The 17,749-nt window shown below is 59.9% G+C and carries 16 protein-coding genes; 10 read left to right on the top strand and 6 right to left on the bottom strand.

Annotated elements, in window-relative coordinates; translation table 11 throughout:
- Window positions 1-48 precede the first annotated feature (48 nt).
- The 3 genes from JXR15_RS00400 to JXR15_RS00410 are packed head-to-tail and all read right to left on the bottom strand — an operon-like array spanning window position 49 to window position 4,397.
- A complete protein-coding gene (locus JXR15_RS00400) occupies window positions 49-1,119 on the bottom strand; it encodes an acyl-CoA dehydrogenase family protein (protein ID WP_422051295.1) in 1,071 nt (356 codons plus the stop codon).
- A 1-nt stretch (window position 1,120) separates the two neighbouring features.
- A complete protein-coding gene (locus JXR15_RS00405) occupies window positions 1,121-2,308 on the bottom strand; it encodes an acyl-CoA dehydrogenase family protein (protein WP_422051296.1) in 1,188 nt (395 codons plus the stop codon).
- A gap of 4 nt (window positions 2,309-2,312) precedes the next feature.
- Complete coding sequence (locus tag JXR15_RS00410) at window positions 2,313-4,397, bottom strand: 3-hydroxyacyl-CoA dehydrogenase NAD-binding domain-containing protein (RefSeq protein ID WP_422051297.1); 2,085 nt, start codon at window positions 4,395-4,397, stop codon at window positions 2,313-2,315.
- Window positions 4,398-4,588: 191 nt separating this feature from the next.
- Here JXR15_RS00410 and JXR15_RS00415 point away from each other — a divergent pair, with 191 nt between their 5' ends.
- From JXR15_RS00415 to JXR15_RS00430, 4 genes are all read left to right on the top strand, one after another.
- On the top strand, window positions 4,589-6,241 hold the full coding sequence (locus JXR15_RS00415) for a long-chain-fatty-acid--CoA ligase (protein ID WP_422051298.1): 1,653 nt from the start codon (window positions 4,589-4,591) through the stop codon (window positions 6,239-6,241).
- A 165-nt stretch (window positions 6,242-6,406) separates the two neighbouring features.
- Window positions 6,407-7,231 (top strand): IclR family transcriptional regulator, encoded by an 825-nt coding sequence (locus JXR15_RS00420; RefSeq protein ID WP_422051299.1) that lies wholly within the window; start codon window positions 6,407-6,409, stop codon window positions 7,229-7,231.
- A gap of 64 nt (window positions 7,232-7,295) precedes the next feature.
- The gene (locus JXR15_RS00425) at window positions 7,296-8,090 is read left to right on the top strand and encodes a phytanoyl-CoA dioxygenase family protein (RefSeq protein WP_422051300.1); all 795 of its coding nucleotides are present in this window, start codon (window positions 7,296-7,298) and stop codon (window positions 8,088-8,090) included.
- A gap of 99 nt (window positions 8,091-8,189) precedes the next feature.
- Window positions 8,190-8,774: a hypothetical protein gene (locus tag JXR15_RS00430; protein WP_422051301.1), complete on the top strand. Its 585-nt coding sequence runs from the start codon at window positions 8,190-8,192 to the stop codon at window positions 8,772-8,774.
- A 61-nt stretch (window positions 8,775-8,835) separates the two neighbouring features.
- Here the strand turns inward: JXR15_RS00430 and JXR15_RS00435 are convergent, their stop codons facing one another.
- A complete protein-coding gene (locus JXR15_RS00435; protein WP_299424230.1) occupies window positions 8,836-9,306 on the bottom strand; it encodes a GatB/YqeY domain-containing protein in 471 nt (156 codons plus the stop codon).
- Between the two features lie 182 nt (window positions 9,307-9,488).
- On the opposite strand from JXR15_RS00435, the gene carA reads away from it, so the two are divergent.
- Both carA and JXR15_RS00445 read left to right on the top strand, forming a co-directional pair.
- Window positions 9,489-10,643, top strand: a complete 1,155-nt coding sequence (carA, locus tag JXR15_RS00440; protein WP_422051302.1) for a glutamine-hydrolyzing carbamoyl-phosphate synthase small subunit — start codon at window positions 9,489-9,491, stop codon at window positions 10,641-10,643.
- A 113-nt stretch (window positions 10,644-10,756) separates the two neighbouring features.
- Entirely contained in the window at window positions 10,757-12,712 is a 1,956-nt protein-coding gene (locus JXR15_RS00445; protein ID WP_422051303.1) for a glycosyltransferase family 2 protein, read from the top strand.
- Here JXR15_RS00445 and JXR15_RS00450 read toward each other — a convergent pair whose 3' ends face one another.
- Window positions 12,713-13,351, bottom strand: coding sequence for a GntR family transcriptional regulator (locus JXR15_RS00450; RefSeq protein WP_422051304.1), 639 nt, complete (start codon window positions 13,349-13,351; stop codon window positions 12,713-12,715).
- A 126-nt stretch (window positions 13,352-13,477) separates the two neighbouring features.
- Between JXR15_RS00450 and JXR15_RS00455 the strand changes: the two genes are divergently transcribed.
- The 4 genes from JXR15_RS00455 to JXR15_RS00470 all read left to right on the top strand — a co-directional run bounded on the left by JXR15_RS00455 (window position 13,478) and on the right by JXR15_RS00470 (window position 16,511).
- On the top strand, window positions 13,478-14,122 hold the full coding sequence (locus JXR15_RS00455) for a pyrimidine 5'-nucleotidase (RefSeq protein ID WP_422051305.1): 645 nt from the start codon (window positions 13,478-13,480) through the stop codon (window positions 14,120-14,122).
- Window positions 14,123-14,337: 215 nt separating this feature from the next.
- Window positions 14,338-14,544: a hypothetical protein gene (locus tag JXR15_RS00460; protein ID WP_422051306.1), complete on the top strand. Its 207-nt coding sequence runs from the start codon at window positions 14,338-14,340 to the stop codon at window positions 14,542-14,544.
- Window positions 14,545-14,606: 62 nt separating this feature from the next.
- Entirely contained in the window at window positions 14,607-15,809 is a 1,203-nt protein-coding gene (locus JXR15_RS00465; RefSeq protein WP_422051307.1) for a UbiH/UbiF family hydroxylase, read from the top strand.
- 3 nt (window positions 15,810-15,812) lie between these two features.
- The gene (locus JXR15_RS00470) at window positions 15,813-16,511 is read left to right on the top strand and encodes a M50 family metallopeptidase (protein WP_422051308.1); all 699 of its coding nucleotides are present in this window, start codon (window positions 15,813-15,815) and stop codon (window positions 16,509-16,511) included.
- A 106-nt stretch (window positions 16,512-16,617) separates the two neighbouring features.
- On the opposite strand, the gene JXR15_RS00475 is transcribed toward JXR15_RS00470, so the two are convergent.
- Window positions 16,618-17,736 (bottom strand): aminotransferase class V-fold PLP-dependent enzyme, encoded by a 1,119-nt coding sequence (locus tag JXR15_RS00475; protein WP_422051309.1) that lies wholly within the window; start codon window positions 17,734-17,736, stop codon window positions 16,618-16,620.
- Window positions 17,737-17,749: the final 13 nt, after the last annotated feature.

The following is a 17,749-nucleotide window of genomic DNA, read 5'->3' on the forward strand; positions in this document are numbered from 1 at the left end:
AAAACGCCCCGACATTGCAGGGCGTTTTCTCAATCAACAACCAACAGCCTACGCCGCATAGCCCTTAATAACTTTGCTCAAGTGATAATCCGTGTCGCCCAACTGCGCATCGAGCATGATCAACCGTTTGGCATAGTGGCTCACCGCATATTCCCAGGTCATGGCGATCCCGCCGTGCAACTGAATGCTCTCCTCCGCTACCAGACGCGCCGCACGACCAATCATGTTTTTGGCCATGGACGCATATTTGGACGCATCATCGCCCCCAAGCTCCGCCGCCGCTTTGATCGTGATCGAGCGCGCCTGTTCAATTTCCGTCAACATGTCCACCGCGCGATGTTGCAGCACCTGAAACTTGCCAATCGGAATGCCAAACTGCTTGCGCTGCTTGAGGTAGTCCACGGTGGTCGCATGGGTCACCTCCATCGCGCCCACAGCCTCCGCACACAAGGCAACAATGCCTGCGTTTACAGCATCTTGCAGAGCTGACTCGGCGTCCGCCAAGACCAACGTCGCAGACGTGTCATCCAGCAGCGCCTCTGCCGCGCCGCCGCCGTCCATCATGCCGTAGCCGGTCACATTGGCGTCGCTTGCGTTCACCGCAAAGACCCCCAACCCGTCGCCATGTTTGGCTGCAACCAGCACCACATCCGCCACCTGCCCACCATAGACGGTGGACTTGCGCCCTGACAGGGTGAACCCATCCCCCTTGGCCGTGGCCACGGTGGCGATCTGGTCCAACTCATATGGCGCGTCGATCTCTGTGATGCCTACGGCATATTTTGTCGCTCCGGTCAGCAACGCCTCCTGATCCGCACCCGCAGCTGCCAGCAATCGAGAAGCCATCAGCGCTCCCAGTACAGGCTCCGGGCACAACGCCTTGCCAAGCGCTTCAAACACAACGGAAATGTCAAACCCGCTGCCGCCCATGCCGCCAGCGTCCTCAGGCGCCAGAGCATAGAGTACACCAAGCTCCACAAGTTGGTCCCACAGAGCAGGATCATGAAACGGCGCATCATAAGCCACCTTTATGCGGTGCTCGACCGGGTATTGCTCGCCCAGGAAACGCCCCAACGTGTCCGCCAACATCTGGCGATCTTCGGTCAGATTAAAGTCCATCTCAAAGCTCCAGCATGGTTTTGGTCACGATGTTGCGTTGGATCTCGTTGGACCCACCGAAGATCGAGGTTTTGCGGTTGTTGAAATACCGCGCCGCATTGTGCTCGGTATCAGCTGGGCCAAACATCAGGTTGCCCTCGGTGACATGCCCCGGGAACGGTGCAGCAGCTGGGCCAAGCGCCCGCCGTGCAAGATCTTTGAGTTCCTGATTGATCACCGTGCCTTTGATCTTCAAGAGAGAGGTCTCCGGCCCAGGCGCGCCTTGTTCCTGCGCCTTGAACAGCATCCGCAGGTTGGTGATCTTCATCGCCTCAAGGTCAATCTCCGCCTGCGCAATCCGCGCCGCAAACAACGGGTTTTCGATCAAAGGCTTGCCCCCGCGCATTGTGCTGCGCGCTATCGCCTTCACCTCTTCCAAGGCTTGCATCGAGAAGCCCACCCCGGCAATCCCCGTGCGCTCATGGGTCAGCAGGAACTTGGCAATGGTCCAGCCTTTGTTCTCTTCCCCCACAAGGTTGCCAATCGGCACCCGCACATCAGTGAAGAACACCTCGTTTACCTCATGTCCGCCTTCGATCAGCTTGATCGGGCGCACCTCAATGCCCGGCGTCGCCATATCCACAAGAATGAAGCTGATGCCTTCCTGCTTCTTGGCGTCCGGATCGGTTCGACACAGGCAGAAAATCCAATCGGCGTGCTGCCCCAAGGTGGTCCAGGTCTTCTGACCGTTGATGACCCATTCGTCACCATCTCGCTCGGCCTTGGTTTTGAGCGAGGCCAAGTCCGACCCTGCCCCCGGTTCCGAGTACCCCTGACACCACCAATCGGTGCCGTCCAGAATGCGCGGCAAGTAATGGCTCTGCTGTTCCTCGGAGCCAAACTTGATCAGCACCGGCCCCAGCATATTGAGGCCAAAGGGCACAATACGTGGCGCATAGGCGCGACAGCATTCTTCTTCAAAAATATGCTTCTGAACGGGTGACCATCCCGGCCCACCAAACTCTTTTGGCCAGATCGTCGCCAGCCAACCGCGCGTGTTCAGAATGGCGTGCCATGCTTCCATCATCGCCTTGGTCAGCTCGCCGCCTGCCCGCACCGCGCTGGAAATCTCCTCTGGCAAATGCTCCGCCAGAAATGCCCGCACCTCATCGCGAAACGCCAAGTCTTCTTTGGAATAACTCAGGTCCATAGCATCACTTCCCCTTGTTCAAATCCGCAAAGCTGCTGCCATCCTCGGCCATTTTCCGAAGCAGTGCAGGCACTTGCCAATAATGCGCATCTTCTTGGGCATAAGCCTCAATCCGCTTCACCAGTTCTTCCGCGCCAATGGTGTCGGCATAATGCAAAGGCCCACCGCGGAAACGCGGGAACCCGTAACCAGACAAGAACACCACATCGACATCCACAGGCCGCAGCGCGATGCCATCTTCAACCACCCGCGCGGCCTCTGAAATCATCGCGGTCATGTAGCGGTCGACAATCTCCGCGTCGCTGAAGTCACGCGGCGTGACACCCGCCTTGGCGCGCTCTTCGTCGATGATGGCGTTCAGGTCCGGGTTCTCCAGCGTCTCTCGCCCCTCATAGACAAAGTAGCCTTTGGCGGTCTTGCGCCCGTTCCAGCCATTTTCGCTCAGTCGGTCGGCAATGGCGCCGCCATAGCGCTCCTCCGCAGGCCGGGTTGCCGCCAGCCGTTTGCGGGTCATATAGCCAATATCCAGCCCGGCCAGATCGCCCACACGATGCGGCCCCATGGCAAAGCCAAAGCCTTCCAGCGCCTTGTCCACCTGATCGGGATGCGCGCCGTCGAGCACCAGATAGCTCGCGGTTTTCAGGTAGTGGCCGAGAATGCGGTTGCCGATGAACCCATCACAGACGCCAGCACGCACAGCCACCTTACGCATCTTCTTCGCCAGCGCAAAACCGGTGGCAACAACCTCTGGCGCGGTCTTCTCGCCCACAACCACCTCAAGCAGTTTCATGATGTGCGCCGGGGAGAAGAAGTGCAGTCCCAACACATCCTGCGGCCGTTTGGTCGTGGCCGCGATCTCATCCACGTCGAGGTAAGACGTGTTGGACGCCAGCACCGCGCCCTCTTTGCAGATGGCATCCAGCTTGGTGAAGATCTCCTTCTTGATCTCCATCTTCTCAAACACCGCCTCGATCACCAGATCGACGTCCGCAAGGCTCTCCGTCTCGGTCGACGCTGTCAGGTTCGCCAGTGCCGCATCCCGCATTTCTTGGCTCATTTTCCCGCGCTTCACCGCGCCATCCAGATTGCCGGTGATTGTCGCAACGCCACGATCCAGACCTTCCTGCGACACTTCAATCAGCGTTACGGGCAGCCCCGTCATCAAAGCCGAAGTCGAAATGCCGGAGCCCATGGTCCCGCCGCCAATCACCCCCACGCTGGCAATGTCACGTGGCCGCGCTTTCTTCTCCGGGATGTTGGCCACCGCCCGCTCGCCAAAGAACGCATGGATCAAACCTTTGGACTGTGGCGAGGGCAAACACTCCATAAACCGCGCCCGCTCAAACGCCAGCCCCTCTTGGAAATCCCCGGTCGACGCTGCGACACACTCCACACATTTCTGCGGCGAAATCAGATGCGGATGCTTCTTTTGAACCGCTGCCATAGTGACCTCAATCGCCGCATCATCCGGCGTTGTGCTCAACTCACCGGTCCGGCGCGTTGCCAACGTCCCAGCAACGACATCCTTCGCCGCCGCCAAAGCCACGTCGCGCGGTTCCCCTTCGTCGATGCGGTCCACAAGCCCCATTGCCAACGCGTCTTTCGCAGGCACATGCCGCCCCGACAAGATTAGGTCCAACGCATTGGCAATCCCCGCCAAACGTGGTGCCCGCTGCGTGCCACCGGCACCCGGCAGAATACCAAGTAGCACTTCGGGCAACCCTACTTTCGCGGTTGGAACAGCCACCCGCGCGTGACAGCCCATAGCAGTTTCCAGACCACCGCCCAGCGCCGTGCCATGGATCACCGCCACAATCGGCGTCTCGTTGTCCTCAAGGATGTTGCAGACCTCCGGCAAGCCCGGCTGCAGAGGCGGCTTGCCAAATTCGGTGATGTCCGCTCCGGCAATGAACGTACGCCCCGCGCAGTAGAGACCAATCGCTTTGGCCGATCCCGCCGCCTTGATCTCTTCAAGCGCATCGACAATCCCCTGCCGCACAGCCACGCCGCTGGCGTTCACCGGCGGGTTATCAATGCAGATCAGCGCCACATCTTCCACAAATTCCACGGTGACCTTTTTCTCGCCCATCGTGAGCCTCCCTCGCATCTACATGTTGGCCCCAGTCTACGGCGGCTTCCGCCACGCGAACATCTGTTTCGCGGCCTTCCTGCAAAAAACGACGCGACGACACTTGCGCAAGATTTCCCGCTGAAATCCCGCAATGCCACGCTAGGCTGGCGTACGCCCCGCGCGGACATGCAAGATCAAAGGACGGCACCATGCCCCACCCAAACGCCCGCATTCCGGATTTCTGGCCCACTGGCAAAGACTGGACCTTTGACAGGCCAGATCAGCCGATTGATGTCAGCATGGATGAAGCCGTGGTCAAATGGGGTGATAGCATCGCCGTGACTTACAACGGCGCTGACTACACTTACCGTGACATCGCCAGCCGCGTAGACGCACTGGCTGGCTATCTGCAACATATCGGTCTTTCCAAAGGCGACCGCGTGCTGCTCTACACCCAGAATTGCCCACAATACATCATCAGCTTCTTCGCCATCCTGCGCGCTGGCGGCGCTGTGGTGCCAGTGAACCCGATGAACAAGCAGGCCGAGATCGACTATCTCGTCGCGGACACCGGTGCCAAAATCGCCGTCTGCGCGCTGGAGCTGTCCGAGCACATATTACCCGCCCTCAAGCGCGGCGACCTAGCCACGCTGATCGGCACCCGCATGACCGACATGGGACAAGCCGATTTTGACCTGATCCCGCCCAACCTGGCACAGGCCATGTCTGAGCAGGACGCCGAAGCCCTCGGCATCACCGGCTTCCAATCGGCTCTAGACGCAGGCCATGTGCCCGCCCCCCGCGACGCCACAAGCGATGACCTCGCCGTCATTCCCTACAGCTCAGGCACCACCGGCCAACCCAAAGGCTGTATGCACACACATCGCACCTTTCTGGCCTCCCTCTACGCCAGCGTGATCTGGAACCCGCCACATGAAGACACCGTGCATCTCGCCGCGCTGCCCTTCTTCCACGTCACCGGCATGGTCGGCGGCATGTGCGCACCAATCCTGACCGGCGGGCGCAACGTGATCCTGCCGCGCTGGTCTTCCAAACTGGCCGCTGGCCTGATCCAACGCTACAAAATCTCCCGCTGGCGCTCGATTGCCACCATGGCGATTGATCTGGTGAACGACCCGGATTTTGATAGCTACGACCTCTCCACCTTGGAGATGATCGGCGGCGGCGGCGCGGCCATGCCAGACGCCATAGCCAAGCGGCTTAAAGACATGACCGGTCTGGACTACATCGAAGGCTACGGCCTGTCCGAAACCATGGCCGCCACTCACATCAATCCCATGGACGCGCCCAAACGCCAATGCCTTGGCCAGCCCATTTATGAGGTCGACAGCCGCGTGATGGAAATCGGCGGCGACACCGAACTGCCCCACGGTGAAGTCGGTGAGATTGTCATGCATGCCCCGCAGAACTTCACCGGCTACTGGCAACGCCGAGACGCCACTGCCGAAGCCTTTGTGGAGATTGACGGCGTGCCGTTCTTCCGCTCCGGCGACATCGGCTACCGCGACGCAGACGGCTACTTCTTCATGGTCGACCGCGTCAAACGCATGGTCAACGCCGCAGGCTTCAAAGTCTGGCCCGCTGAAATCGAAATGCTGATGCTGCATCATCCAGACATTGCCGAATGCTGCGTGGTCGGCGCCAAAGACGACCGCCGCGGCGAATGTGTGAAAGCCTTTGTCGTGCCCCAAACCGAGGCCCGCGACACACTCACGGAAGACGCTATCATCGCATGGTGCAAGACTCAGATGAGCGCCTACAAATGCCCCACCATCGTGGAATTCATCGACGCGTTGCCAAAATCCGGCGTCGGCAAGGTCTTGTGGAAAGAACTCTCATGAGCGATAGAAAATTCCACCATGCGGAAATAGGCGCCTACCAATGAGCCTCCACTTGCCTTCCCCTGCCCGGCACCGCCGGGCTGCGCCTGCCTGTCCCTCGGCAGGCGCTTTCTGCGCCCACCCAGGCAGGCGCAGCCCTCAATTATACTGCCGTGAGCTTCAACGATGAGAAAACGCACGCCCACCACCAGCGACACCCCATCTCCCGAAACAGACCGCCAGTTTGTCACCGCCCTGTCGCGCGGCTTGGATGTGCTGCGCTGCTTTCGTCCCCGCGACCGCGCGGGTCTGTCCAACCGCGACATTGCCGAGCGCACCGGTCTGCCGAACTCGACCATTTCGCGCCTGACCTACACGCTCCTGCAAACCGGCTACCTGCTTTATGATGAGCAAACCGGCCGCTACCGCATTGGTGTGCCCGCTCTGAGCCTTGGCTTTGCCTGCTTGGGCTCCTTACCCATCCGCGACGCTGCAAAAGACCACATGCAGCGCCTCGCCGATTACGCTGGTGACGGCGTGCAAGTGGCTCTTGGCGCGCGTGACGATCACACCGTGACTTACCTCGCCTGCGCCCGTGCAGACCACGGCATGATGTCGCTGCAACTCGGCGTTGGCTCCCGCATTTCGCTGGCCCGCTCCGCCATGGGCCGCGCCTATATCGCAGGCTGCAAACCCGAGGAACGCGCCGAAATCCTCGAAGCCTTGGCGGACCACCATGGTCCGGAGCGCTGGCCTGCCATTCTCGACGGCATTCACGCCGCTGCGGCACAGATCGCGGAAAAAGGGTTCTATGTGAACTACGGCGATTGGCACGAAGGCGTGCATTCCCTCGCCGTGCCCTTTCCAATGGCAAGCGACGCCGCACCAGACATGGCCCTAAACCTGGGTGGCCCTGCCCCCTTCCTGACCAAAGACCGCATGGAGAATGACCTTGGCCCGCGCCTGCTCGAAATCGCTAAGTCGCTGCGTCTGCACGCCACCCAAGTCTAAAACCACTTGACGGTTTTCTTGTCCCACCCCACCGTGAGCGTCGCACTTTTGGGGAGGCAACATCATGGTCACGCTCACAGCCAAGGACATCGACACCTATCAGCAGGACGGCGTTGTCCTGATCCGCGGGCTGTTTGCAGATCACGTCGAGACACTGCGCAAAGGAGTGGAACGCAACCTGGCAGAGCCCGGTCCTTATGCGTCTAACAACGAAAAAACAGGCCAAACCGGCCGTTTCTTTGACGACTACTGCAACTGGCAGCGCATCCCGGAATTTCAGCAGGTCATCGAAACCTCCGACGCCGCCGAAGTCGCCGCGCAACTGATGCAATCTAACACAGTCCAGATGTTCCACGACCATGTGCTGGTGAAAGAACCCGGCACCTCGATGGCCACCCCCTGGCACACCGACGGGCCGTATTATTTTGTCGAGGGCCAGCAAACCATCAGCTTCTGGTCGCCGCTTGATCCGGTGAAAGACGCCACTCTGCGTATGGTGGCGGGCAGTCACAAATGGAAAAAGCCGGTCCTGCCCACCCGCTGGGTCAGCGAGGAGAGCTTTTTCCCAGACGAAGACACATACATGCCGATCCCCGATCCAGATGCCGAAGGCATGCGCGTGCTGGAATGGGAGATGGAACCCGGCGACGCCGTGGCCTTCAACTACCACATCCTGCATGGCGCGCGGGGCAACATCGCCACTCAACGCCGCCGCGCCTTTTCCCTGCGCCTGCTTGGCGACGACGCGCGTTACGTCGAGCGCCCCGGCCCCACCTCGCCGCCTTTCCCAGGACACGACATGACCAAAGGCCAAAAGCTGCGCGAAGACTGGTTCCCAATGCTATGGCCACGCCCCTAAAATCAATCCTAGGCAAAACACTCCAAAGCTCTATTCTCGTCAAAGGTTTGTCAGGGTTTTTCTGAAACCCTGCCGCCAGACAGAACAGGGACACATTTTATGAAGCTTTTTGCCGTTGGCCTTTTGGCCTTCACCGCCAACACCACCGCCCCATCGCAAGCGCCCACCAACAACGCGCCCGCGCCAACGCCAGTGGACAGCGGCTATTGGGAATACGGCTCCTGGCGCGTGTTTGCCGAAACCATCGACACCGGCGAAGACCTGCGCCGCACCTGCACCGCGCTCACCGGTGGGGATGGCGAGCCTTCCCTGAGCATCGAAATCAGCAACGGCGACGGCGGTCCACCAGACTTTTTCCCGGGCGTCTCGATCAGCGAGCACGCCATTCGCGGCTACCCAACCGTGATGCAGGAGGGGCAACCTGTTTACATCCGGTTTGATGATGAAGACAGCATGGACGCTGTGGTCAGCGGGTATTTTGACGAAGACGGCTTTGCACACGCCTTTTTCCGCTTTGACCATCCCGACAGTCAATGGGTGCTGCGCGCCATGCGCAAAAACCACCAACTCGACGCAGTTGTTGGCGGCCATGTGTTTTCCAGTTTTTTCCTCGACGGTTTCACCGCCGCTTATGTGAAAGCCATGGACGAATGTGGCTTCACCGGTGCGGGCGTGGTGGACTGAGTCCAAATAAAAACGGCCCCGCCCAATAAGGCGAGGCCGTTTCAAATCTCAAGCGATCATCTTAGCCGTTGGCGAGCTGGTCTTTCACCATCGGGCCGACTTTGCCAAAATCCATCTGGCCGGTGTATTTCGCCTTCAACGCGCCCATGACCTTGCCCATGTCGCGAATGGACTCTGCGCCCACCTCAGCCACCGCCGCTTTCACCGCCTCGACAATCTCGTCATCGCTCAGCTGCTTGGGCAGGAATTCCTCGATGATGGTGATCTCAGACAGTTCCCGTTCTGCCAAATCCAATCGCCCACCTTCTTCATAGGTACGCGCACTTTCCTGACGTTGTTTCACCATCTTGGCGAGAATCGACAGGATATCTGCATCCGACACGCCGCTGCTGCCTTCTTCGCCTTCGCCCCGCGCCGCAATGTCCCGATCCTTGATCGCAGCCATGATCAGGCGCAAAGTGGAGAGCCGGTCCGCCGCGCGGTCACGCATCGCCTGTTTCAGCGCGCTGTTGATGTCTTCTCTGAGTGCCATTCTTCTTGCCAATTGCTGTCAAACATAAGCATGAGACCTTATATAAACGCCCCGCGACTCGCAACCATCGCATTTTTTGAAGAAGCCCTTTAAAATAAGGGGTCACTGAGAATGCACATCTGCTTGACGCCCGTCGCCCGCCGACATATGCATCGGCCAATTTGCCAGCCGGAGACTCGCCCATGACCGCCTCGACCCCCGATCACCCGACCGCCTGCCTCGCTCTTGCTGATGGCACTCTGTTTTACGGACGTGGCTTTGGCGCCACCGGCGAAACAGTTGCGGAACTCTGCTTTAACACCGCCATGACCGGTTATCAGGAAATCATGACCGACCCGTCTTATGCCGGTCAGGTTGTGACCTTCACCTTCCCGCACATCGGCAACACCGGTGTCACACCGGAAGATGACGAAACCGCGGATCCCGTTGCCGCTGGCATGGTGGTGAAGTGGGATCCAACGACACCTTCGAGCTGGCGCTCCGTGAACACCCTGTCTGACTGGTTGGCTTCCCGTGGCCGCATCGCCATTGGCGGTGTCGACACCCGTCGCCTGACCCGCGCCATCCGTCAGCAAGGTTCGCCGCACGTGGCACTGGCCCACAACCCGGATGGCGAATTTGACACTGAGGCGCTGGTCGCCAAAGCCCGCGCCTTCTCCGGTCTGGAAGGTCTGGACCTGGCCAAAGAAGTCACTTGTGCGCAAAGCTACCACTGGAACGAGATGCGGTGGGCATGGCCGGATGGCTACCCTAAGTTGACCGATCCCAAGCACAAAGTTGTGGCCGTCGACTTTGGCGCCAAGCGCAACATCCTGCGTTGCTTGGCCTCTGTGGGTTGTGACGTCACCGTCCTGCCAGCCACCGCCACCGCCGAAGAAGTGCTCGCGCATGGCCCGGATGGTGTGTTCCTCTCCAATGGCCCAGGCGACCCTGCGGCAACAGGCGAATATGCTGTGCCGATGATCCAAGAGGTTCTGAAAGCTGACATTCCGGTGTTTGGCATCTGCCTTGGTCACCAGATGCTGGCGCTCGCGCTGGGGGCAAAGACCGTGAAAATGAACCACGGTCACCATGGTGCAAACCACCCTGTGAAAGACCATGACACCGGCAAAGTGGAAATCACCTCGATGAACCACGGCTTTGCGGTCGACGCTCAAACCCTGCCCGAAGGTGTGGTGGAATCCCACGTCTCCCTGTTTGACGGCTCCAACTGCGGCATCCGCCTCGCAGACAAGCCGGTGTTCTCCGTACAGCACCACCCGGAGGCCTCCCCCGGCCCACAGGACAGCTTCTACCTGTTTGAGAACTTCGCCGCAGCCATGGCAGCGCGCGCCTGATCCTCAGGTATGGAAATCCAGACGTATGGCGGCGTGCCCGCCATACGTTAACTTTGCATTAACCATACACGCACAGGCTAAAACGGTGTATTTTAGCGAGTTAGGTGTGCGGTATGGCCACCACGCCTCTTCAGCAGTCTCTTCAACGACATCAACCGCAGGACGCGGCGCGGCTGCCTTTGGCCCGCGCCTTGATCGAGGCAGGTTTGGTCACCCCGTGGCAGCTGTTCTTCGCCTTGCGCTGTCAGTCTTCCTGGAATGCCACCCTAACCGAAATCCTGACCGCCCAGGGCTGGGTCACAAATGCAGCTTTTCACAGCTTCAAAGCCCAATCCGAAGACCTGCGTCAGGTCGATCTTACCCGCACGCCGCCCTCGGCCTCTGCGGCGGACCTGTTGCCGCCCGCCTTCTGTCTCAAACACAACGTGCTGCCTTGGGTCAAAATTGGCGACACCGTTATTTTGGTCACCGGCCGCGCCGATCATCTCGATGACCTGCGCGCGGTCCTGCCCGCCCATCTGCGCGAGGCACTTTTTGCGCTCACCGATGCCAAACAGCTGCAAGCGCATATCGCTCTGCATCACCGCCGCGCCCTGACCGAAGCCGCCGAGTCGTCTGTGCCGGAAACTGAGAGTTGCCGCCGCTTTGCCCACGGTGCTGTCCTGCGTCATTGCCTGTTTGTTTGCCTGTTGCTCCTGCTCGTGGTTGCTGCCGTGCCCGTCCCCAACCTGGCGCTGCACTTGCTTACCTGGTGGACCATTGTCACCCTGATCGCCGCCACCAGCATGCGCATCGCGGCCCTCTGCTTTCACCTCTGGCCCAAAGGGGGGACACTGCCGGCCCCAACCTTACGCTGGTCCGCCGCCGCGCCATTTACCCTGCCTGCCCACCTAACCCGCAACGGTCGTCGCGCCCGCCTGCCACGCATCTCCATGATGGTGCCACTGTATCGAGAAACCGAAATCGCCACCGCCCTGATCCGCCGTCTCACGCGGCTGACCTATCCACGCGCCTTGCTCGACGTGGTGTTGGTCCTCGAAGAGAAAGACCAGCTCACCCAAGCCACCGTCGCCCAAACCCGTCTGCCGCGCTGGATGCGCGTTGTCGAGGTGCCCACCGGCTCCGGCATCACCACCAAACCGCGCGCGCTCAACTACGCTCTGCCATTTTGCCGGGGGGAGATCATTGGCATCTGGGACGCCGAAGACGCCCCCGCCCCGGACCAATTGGAGCAAGTGGCGTATCATTTTGCCCATGCCGCCTCAGACGTTGCCTGCCTGCAAGGCGTTCTGGACTATTACAACCCTTACACCAACTGGCTCTCTCGCTGCTTTGCCATTGAGTATGCCGCTTGGTTTCGACTGGTGCTGCCCGCGTTAAAGCGCCTGCGGCTTCCAATCCCTCTGGGCGGCACCACACTGTTTTTGCGCCGCAGTGTCATCGAGGAAGTTGGCGGCTGGGACAGCCACAACGTCACCGAAGACGCCGATCTTGGTATACGCCTTGCTCGACGCGGATATTGCACGGTGCTCATTCCCACCGTCACCAAAGAGGAGGCCAACTGTCATGTTATTCCCTGGATCCGGCAGCGATCCCGCTGGCTCAAAGGCTACATGGCCACCTACATTGTCCATATGCGCAGCCCGCTGCGATTGTGGCACGAGCTCGGGTCGCGCCAATTTTTGGGGTTTCAAGTGCTGTTTCTCTGCACGATCAGCCAGTTTCTCCTGGCGCCCTTTCTATGGCTTCTATGGGGCGCGGCCTTTGGCCTGCCACATCCCCTGACTGACATCCTACAGCGGGAAACGCTATTGATCCTCGCAACAACCCTATTGCTGTCCGGCACCACCAACGGCGCAATCTGGATCACAGCCGTGCAAAAAAGCAACCGTCCCCGCCTCTACCCGTGGATCCTATCTATGCTGCTATATTTTCCACTGGCCACCCTGGCGGCATACAAAGGTCTGATCGAAATGGTCCTCGCCCCATTCTACTGGGACAAAACCAGCCACGGCAAAACCGCCGAGGCCGTCGACCACGGCACCTGTCACGCCAGCGAAACCGGCTGATCAGTCAGAGTTTTCCTGCTTCAGACGGGTCACAAAGGCCGTCGAGATATGCGCCCGCAAGGCCGCGTCCGCCGCATCGCCATCGCGTGCCGTGATCGCATCGACAATCGCCTGATGCTCCACCAACGTGTCCTCACCGCGCCCTTCCACTGCAATTGAAGTGGTCGCCATCAACGCCATCGAGCGATGCACTAAATCCAACTGCTGCACCAGATAACGGTTGTGGCTCGCCAGATGGATCTGCTTATGAAACCGCCGGTTAGAGCGCGCCAAAGCCGACGGATCATCCACCCGTTGCTGATCTTCATTGACCATATCCTGCAACACCTGCACCTCTTCAGTGGTTGCATGATGCGCCGCCAATCGCGCGGCCAAACCCTCAAGCTCCCCGCGCACCACATAGAGCTCCGCCATCTGGTTGTGATCCAGCGAGTTCACAATCAAGCTGCGCCCGTCCCGCGCCAACAAGGATTGCGTCTCCAGCCGCTGCAAAGCTTCGCGGATCGGGGTGCGCGACATGCCAAACCGCTCCGCCAGATCGCTCTCCACCAGCCGATCCCCCGGCTTGTACACCCCCACATCAATCGCTTCCAAGATCAGCGTATAGGCATCTTTGTTTGGGCGTGTCGTCTGCGACATGTGGCGCGGTCCTTTATTGTCTTGCAGGCCAGACTACGCGCTGCGCCAATTGATGCAACCCCGACGGCACAATGGAGAATCTGTTTCCCCGTTGCGCCAGACCACCGCCCCGCGTATCACCCACCTATGCCAAAGCAGTCTTTCTCGCATGTCTCCACCTGGGTGTTTGATCTCGACAACACCCTCTACCCGCCCGAAGCCCGTCTGTTTGATCAGATCGAGGTGCGGATGACCAACTATGTGATGACCGCTCTGGGCGTCGACCGCCCCAAGGCCAACCAACTGCGGCAAGACTATTGGGCGCGCTACGGCACGACCCTCACCGGCCTGATGCGCGAACACGATGTTGACCCGGCGCCCTACCTGATTGATGTGCACGACATCTCACTGGATCACATGCAGGCCGACCACCTGCTGGCGCAATACATCAAAGAGCTGCCCGGCCGCCGCATTGTCTACACCAACGGCACCGCGCCCTATGCCGAACGCGTGCTGGCCTCTCGCGGCTTGGACGGTCTGTTTGACGCCATCTACGGGGTCGAGCACGCCAATTTCCTGCCCAAACCGGAACGCGCCGCCTTTGAAACCATCTTTGAGAAAGACGGCGTGGACACCAAAACCGCCGCCATGTTCGAAGACGACGCCCGCAACCTGCAAGCCCCCCACGACATGGGCATGCGCACCGTGCACGTCGCGCCAGATCCGCTGGATCATGATCACATCCACTTCCACACCGACGATCTCACCGCTTTTCTGTCAAAACTACGCTAAAGGTCGGGTCGGGCATGTGGTCGCAGTGCGACAAGGTGCCAGTTTAAACATGCAACCCAGATGAATATCTAAAGCATGCGGCAGGAGAGCCTTTCTGACAGGTCTGAGAGATCGGGGGAGCGCGGCAGTGTCGTGTCCCACAGTGCTATCTTTTAGCGTTATCCTCCCTGTTCCCCGCACCCTCCCCGGCGCGGGCCCTGTAAAGGACTGCCCTTATGAGCCTCGCCTCTGCCTCTGACGTTTCCGCCCCAACAACCAAAACCAAACTGGACCCGGCCACCTGGGTTTGGGCCGGCATCGCCCTGCTTGTCGCCCTCTGGGGCACCTCGATTGTGATGTTTGGCGTGCCTGGTCTCTACATCCCGGCTGTGGCTTTGGTTCCCGTGGTTTACCTCGCTCTGATCCTGATTTCACGCGGGTGACATTTCATCCCCTTGGAACTGGTTTGAGCCAGGCGTAAGGTGCCGCGCAGGAGGCCTTTGCCATGACTGAGACAACCCAAGTGGACATCCTGATTTCCGGCGGCGGCATCGCCGGTTTGACTGCCGCTGCCGCCTTTGGCGCTGCCGGATTTACCGTGCAATGCGTCGACCCTGCGCCCGCCATCACAGAGCGGGACGCCAAAGGTGCCGACATGCGCACAACAGCCTTCTTGCAACCGGCCCGCACGTTGCTGGAAGAGGCGGGCCTTTGGCAACGCCTCGACGCCCACGCCGCCCCGCTGCAAATCATGCGCATTGTCGACGCCGGTGGCGAAGTGGCCGAGCCGCGCATCGTGAAAGACTTCGATGCCTCCGACATCTCTGAACAGCCCTTTGGCTGGAACCTGCCAAACTGGCTCTTGCGCCGCGAAATGATCGCGCGACTGGAAGAGCTGCCCAATGTCGATCTGCGCATGGGCTGTGGCACCACCACGCTGTTCACCCGCACACATGAAGCCCGCGTTGGCCTGTCCGATGGCAGTCAAACCCGTGCCCGTCTGGTGATCGCCGCCGATGGCCGCAACTCGCCCATGCGCGAGGCTGCGGGCATCGGCACCAAGACCACACGCTATGGGCAAAAAGCGCTGGCGCTGGCGGTGACCCACCCGATCCCGCATGCCAACGTCTCCACCGAAATCCACCGCTCCGGCGGGCCTTTCACTTTGGTGCCATTGCCAGATCACAACGGCATGCCCTCGTCCGCTCTGGTTTGGATGGAACGCGGTCCACGCGCGCAAGAACTCTTTGCTATGGAAAAGGCCGAGTTTGAGGCGGAAATGACAGAGCGCAGTTGCGCTCTCTTTGGCCCGCTCACGCTGGCGTCCAACCGCACCATCTGGCCGATCATCTCGCAATCCGCCGACCGGCTCTACAGCCAGCGCCTCGCGCTGGTCGCTGAAGCCGCCCACGTCGTGCCCCCCATCGGCGCGCAGGGTCTGAACATGAGTTTGGGAGACATGCGCGTCCTGCTTGAACTGGCCAAAGCCGACCCCGCCGATCTCGGCAGCGAGCGTATGCTGGAGCGTTACCACCGCAAACGCTTCGCCGAGGTCAAACTGCGCGTGAAAGGCATCGACATGCTCAACCGCGCCTCCATGGCCGAAGCGCAACCGCTGCGCAACGCCCGCGCCCTTGGCCTGAACGCGCTCTATTCGCTGGCGCCTGTGCGCAAAACACTGATGCAAATGGGGCTGGGCGTGCGCTGACCGATGCGGTCGCTAAGTACCTTCCTCAGCAATCATTGGCAGCTTCTGACCCTGACGCTGCTAATCACGCTCTTGTGGAACACCGATGTGCTATTGCCGCTGCGCATTCTCACGGTGTTCCTACATGAGCTCTCGCATGCAGTCGCCGCAATAGCCACCGGAGGCGAAGTCCTCAGCCTGTCAGTAAGCCCCAACGAAGGCGGTCTGGTCACCGCTCGCGGCGGCAGCCCGTTCTGGATCACCTCGGCCGGATACCTCGGCTCACTCCTGATCGGCGCCGCGCTCTTTGTTCTGGCACTGCGCACCCATTGGGACCGGACCATCTTGGCGGTGTTCGGCGTCATCACCCTATCGGTGGCGGCTTTCTATGTGCGCGATCTCTTTGCGCTTGGCTTCACATTTGCCACCGGCGCGGCGATGCTACTGGCCAGCCGCTTCCTCAGCATGGACATCAACGATATGATCCTGCGTACCATCGGCATCAGCAGCATGATCTACGCACCTCTGGACATTTTTGACGACACCATCCGCCGCGCCCACCTGCGCTCTGATGCACGTATTCTGGCGGAACAGGTTGGCGGCTCGACACTGTTTTGGGGCGGACTCTGGCTGGTGATCAGCCTTGGGGTAATTGCCCTCACTCTTCGCTACGGACTGCCCTCAAACAGCAACATCACTATGCGCCGACTGACAACACGTTGACCAACGCGCAGCCATTTCTGCAAAGCAAACACCAAAATCAAACGGAGGCAGCGCCAAAAACGCCACCTCCGCAAAACAGTCGTAATACCGACGCGATACCGACGTGCTAAAGCACCGTATCGAGCACATTTCGTAAACGATTTATTGTCGCGTCCACGTCGTACAATTTATCCAATCCAAACAGCCCCAGCCGGAAGGTCATGAAGCCCTCAGGCTCATCACAGGCCAGCGGTACACCGGCCGCAATCTGCATACCCTCAGCAGCAAACTTGCTGCCGTTCTGAACACCTGGATCGCCGGTGTAGCTCACCACCACCCCCGGCGCGCCAAAGCCATCCGCCGCAACCGATTGAATGCCTTTGTCTTTCAGCAAGTTACGCACACCGTCGCCCAAAGCCCACTGCGCCAAACGCAGCTTATCAAAGCCATATTCTTTGGTTTCCAACATGGTGTCGCGGAACGCCCGCAGCGAATCTGTTGGCATGGTCGCGTGGTAGGCATGGCCGCCATTCTCATAAGCCACCATGATGTCACGCCACTTTTTCAGATCGAGCGCAAAGCTGTCAGACTGGGTATTTTCCAACCGCGCCAAGGCCTTATCCGACATCATCACCAGCCCAGCGGACGGTGACGCGCTCCAACCTTTCTGCGGTGCAGAGCACAACACATCTACACCCAACGCTTTCATGTCGATCCAAACACAACCCGACGCGATGCAATCGAGAACCATTAGAGCGCCAACCTCATGTGCGGCGTCAGCCATGGCCTTGATGTAGTCATCTGGCAAGATCACACCGGCGCTGGTTTCCACATGAGGCGCAAAGACAACCTGCGGTTTTTGCTTATGAATTTCCGCAACCACGTCTGCGATCGGTGCTGGTGCAAACGGCGCAGTGGCCCCGTTTCCAGTCTGCCGCGCCTTCATCACCGTGCTCTCCGCCGCAAAGCCGCCAGCTTCAAAAATCTGGCTCCAGCGGTAAGAGAACCACCCGTTGCGCACCACCAATGTTTTCTGCCCCGCCGCAAACTGCCGCGCCACAGCTTCCATTCCATAGGTTCCGCCACCGGGCACCAAGGCCACCGCATCAGCGTTATAGACCTGCTTCAACAGGTCGGAGATGTCCCGCATAACCTGCTGAAAAGTCTTGGACATATGGTTCAAAGATCGGTCCGTGAAAACCACGGAAAACTCGCTCAGCCCACCGGGATCGATATCATGTGCCATGGGGAAACTCCTT

It is taken from the genome of Shimia sp., from assembly GCF_049116215.1.
In the GTDB taxonomy this organism is placed as follows: Bacteria; Pseudomonadota; Alphaproteobacteria; order Rhodobacterales; family Rhodobacteraceae; genus Shimia.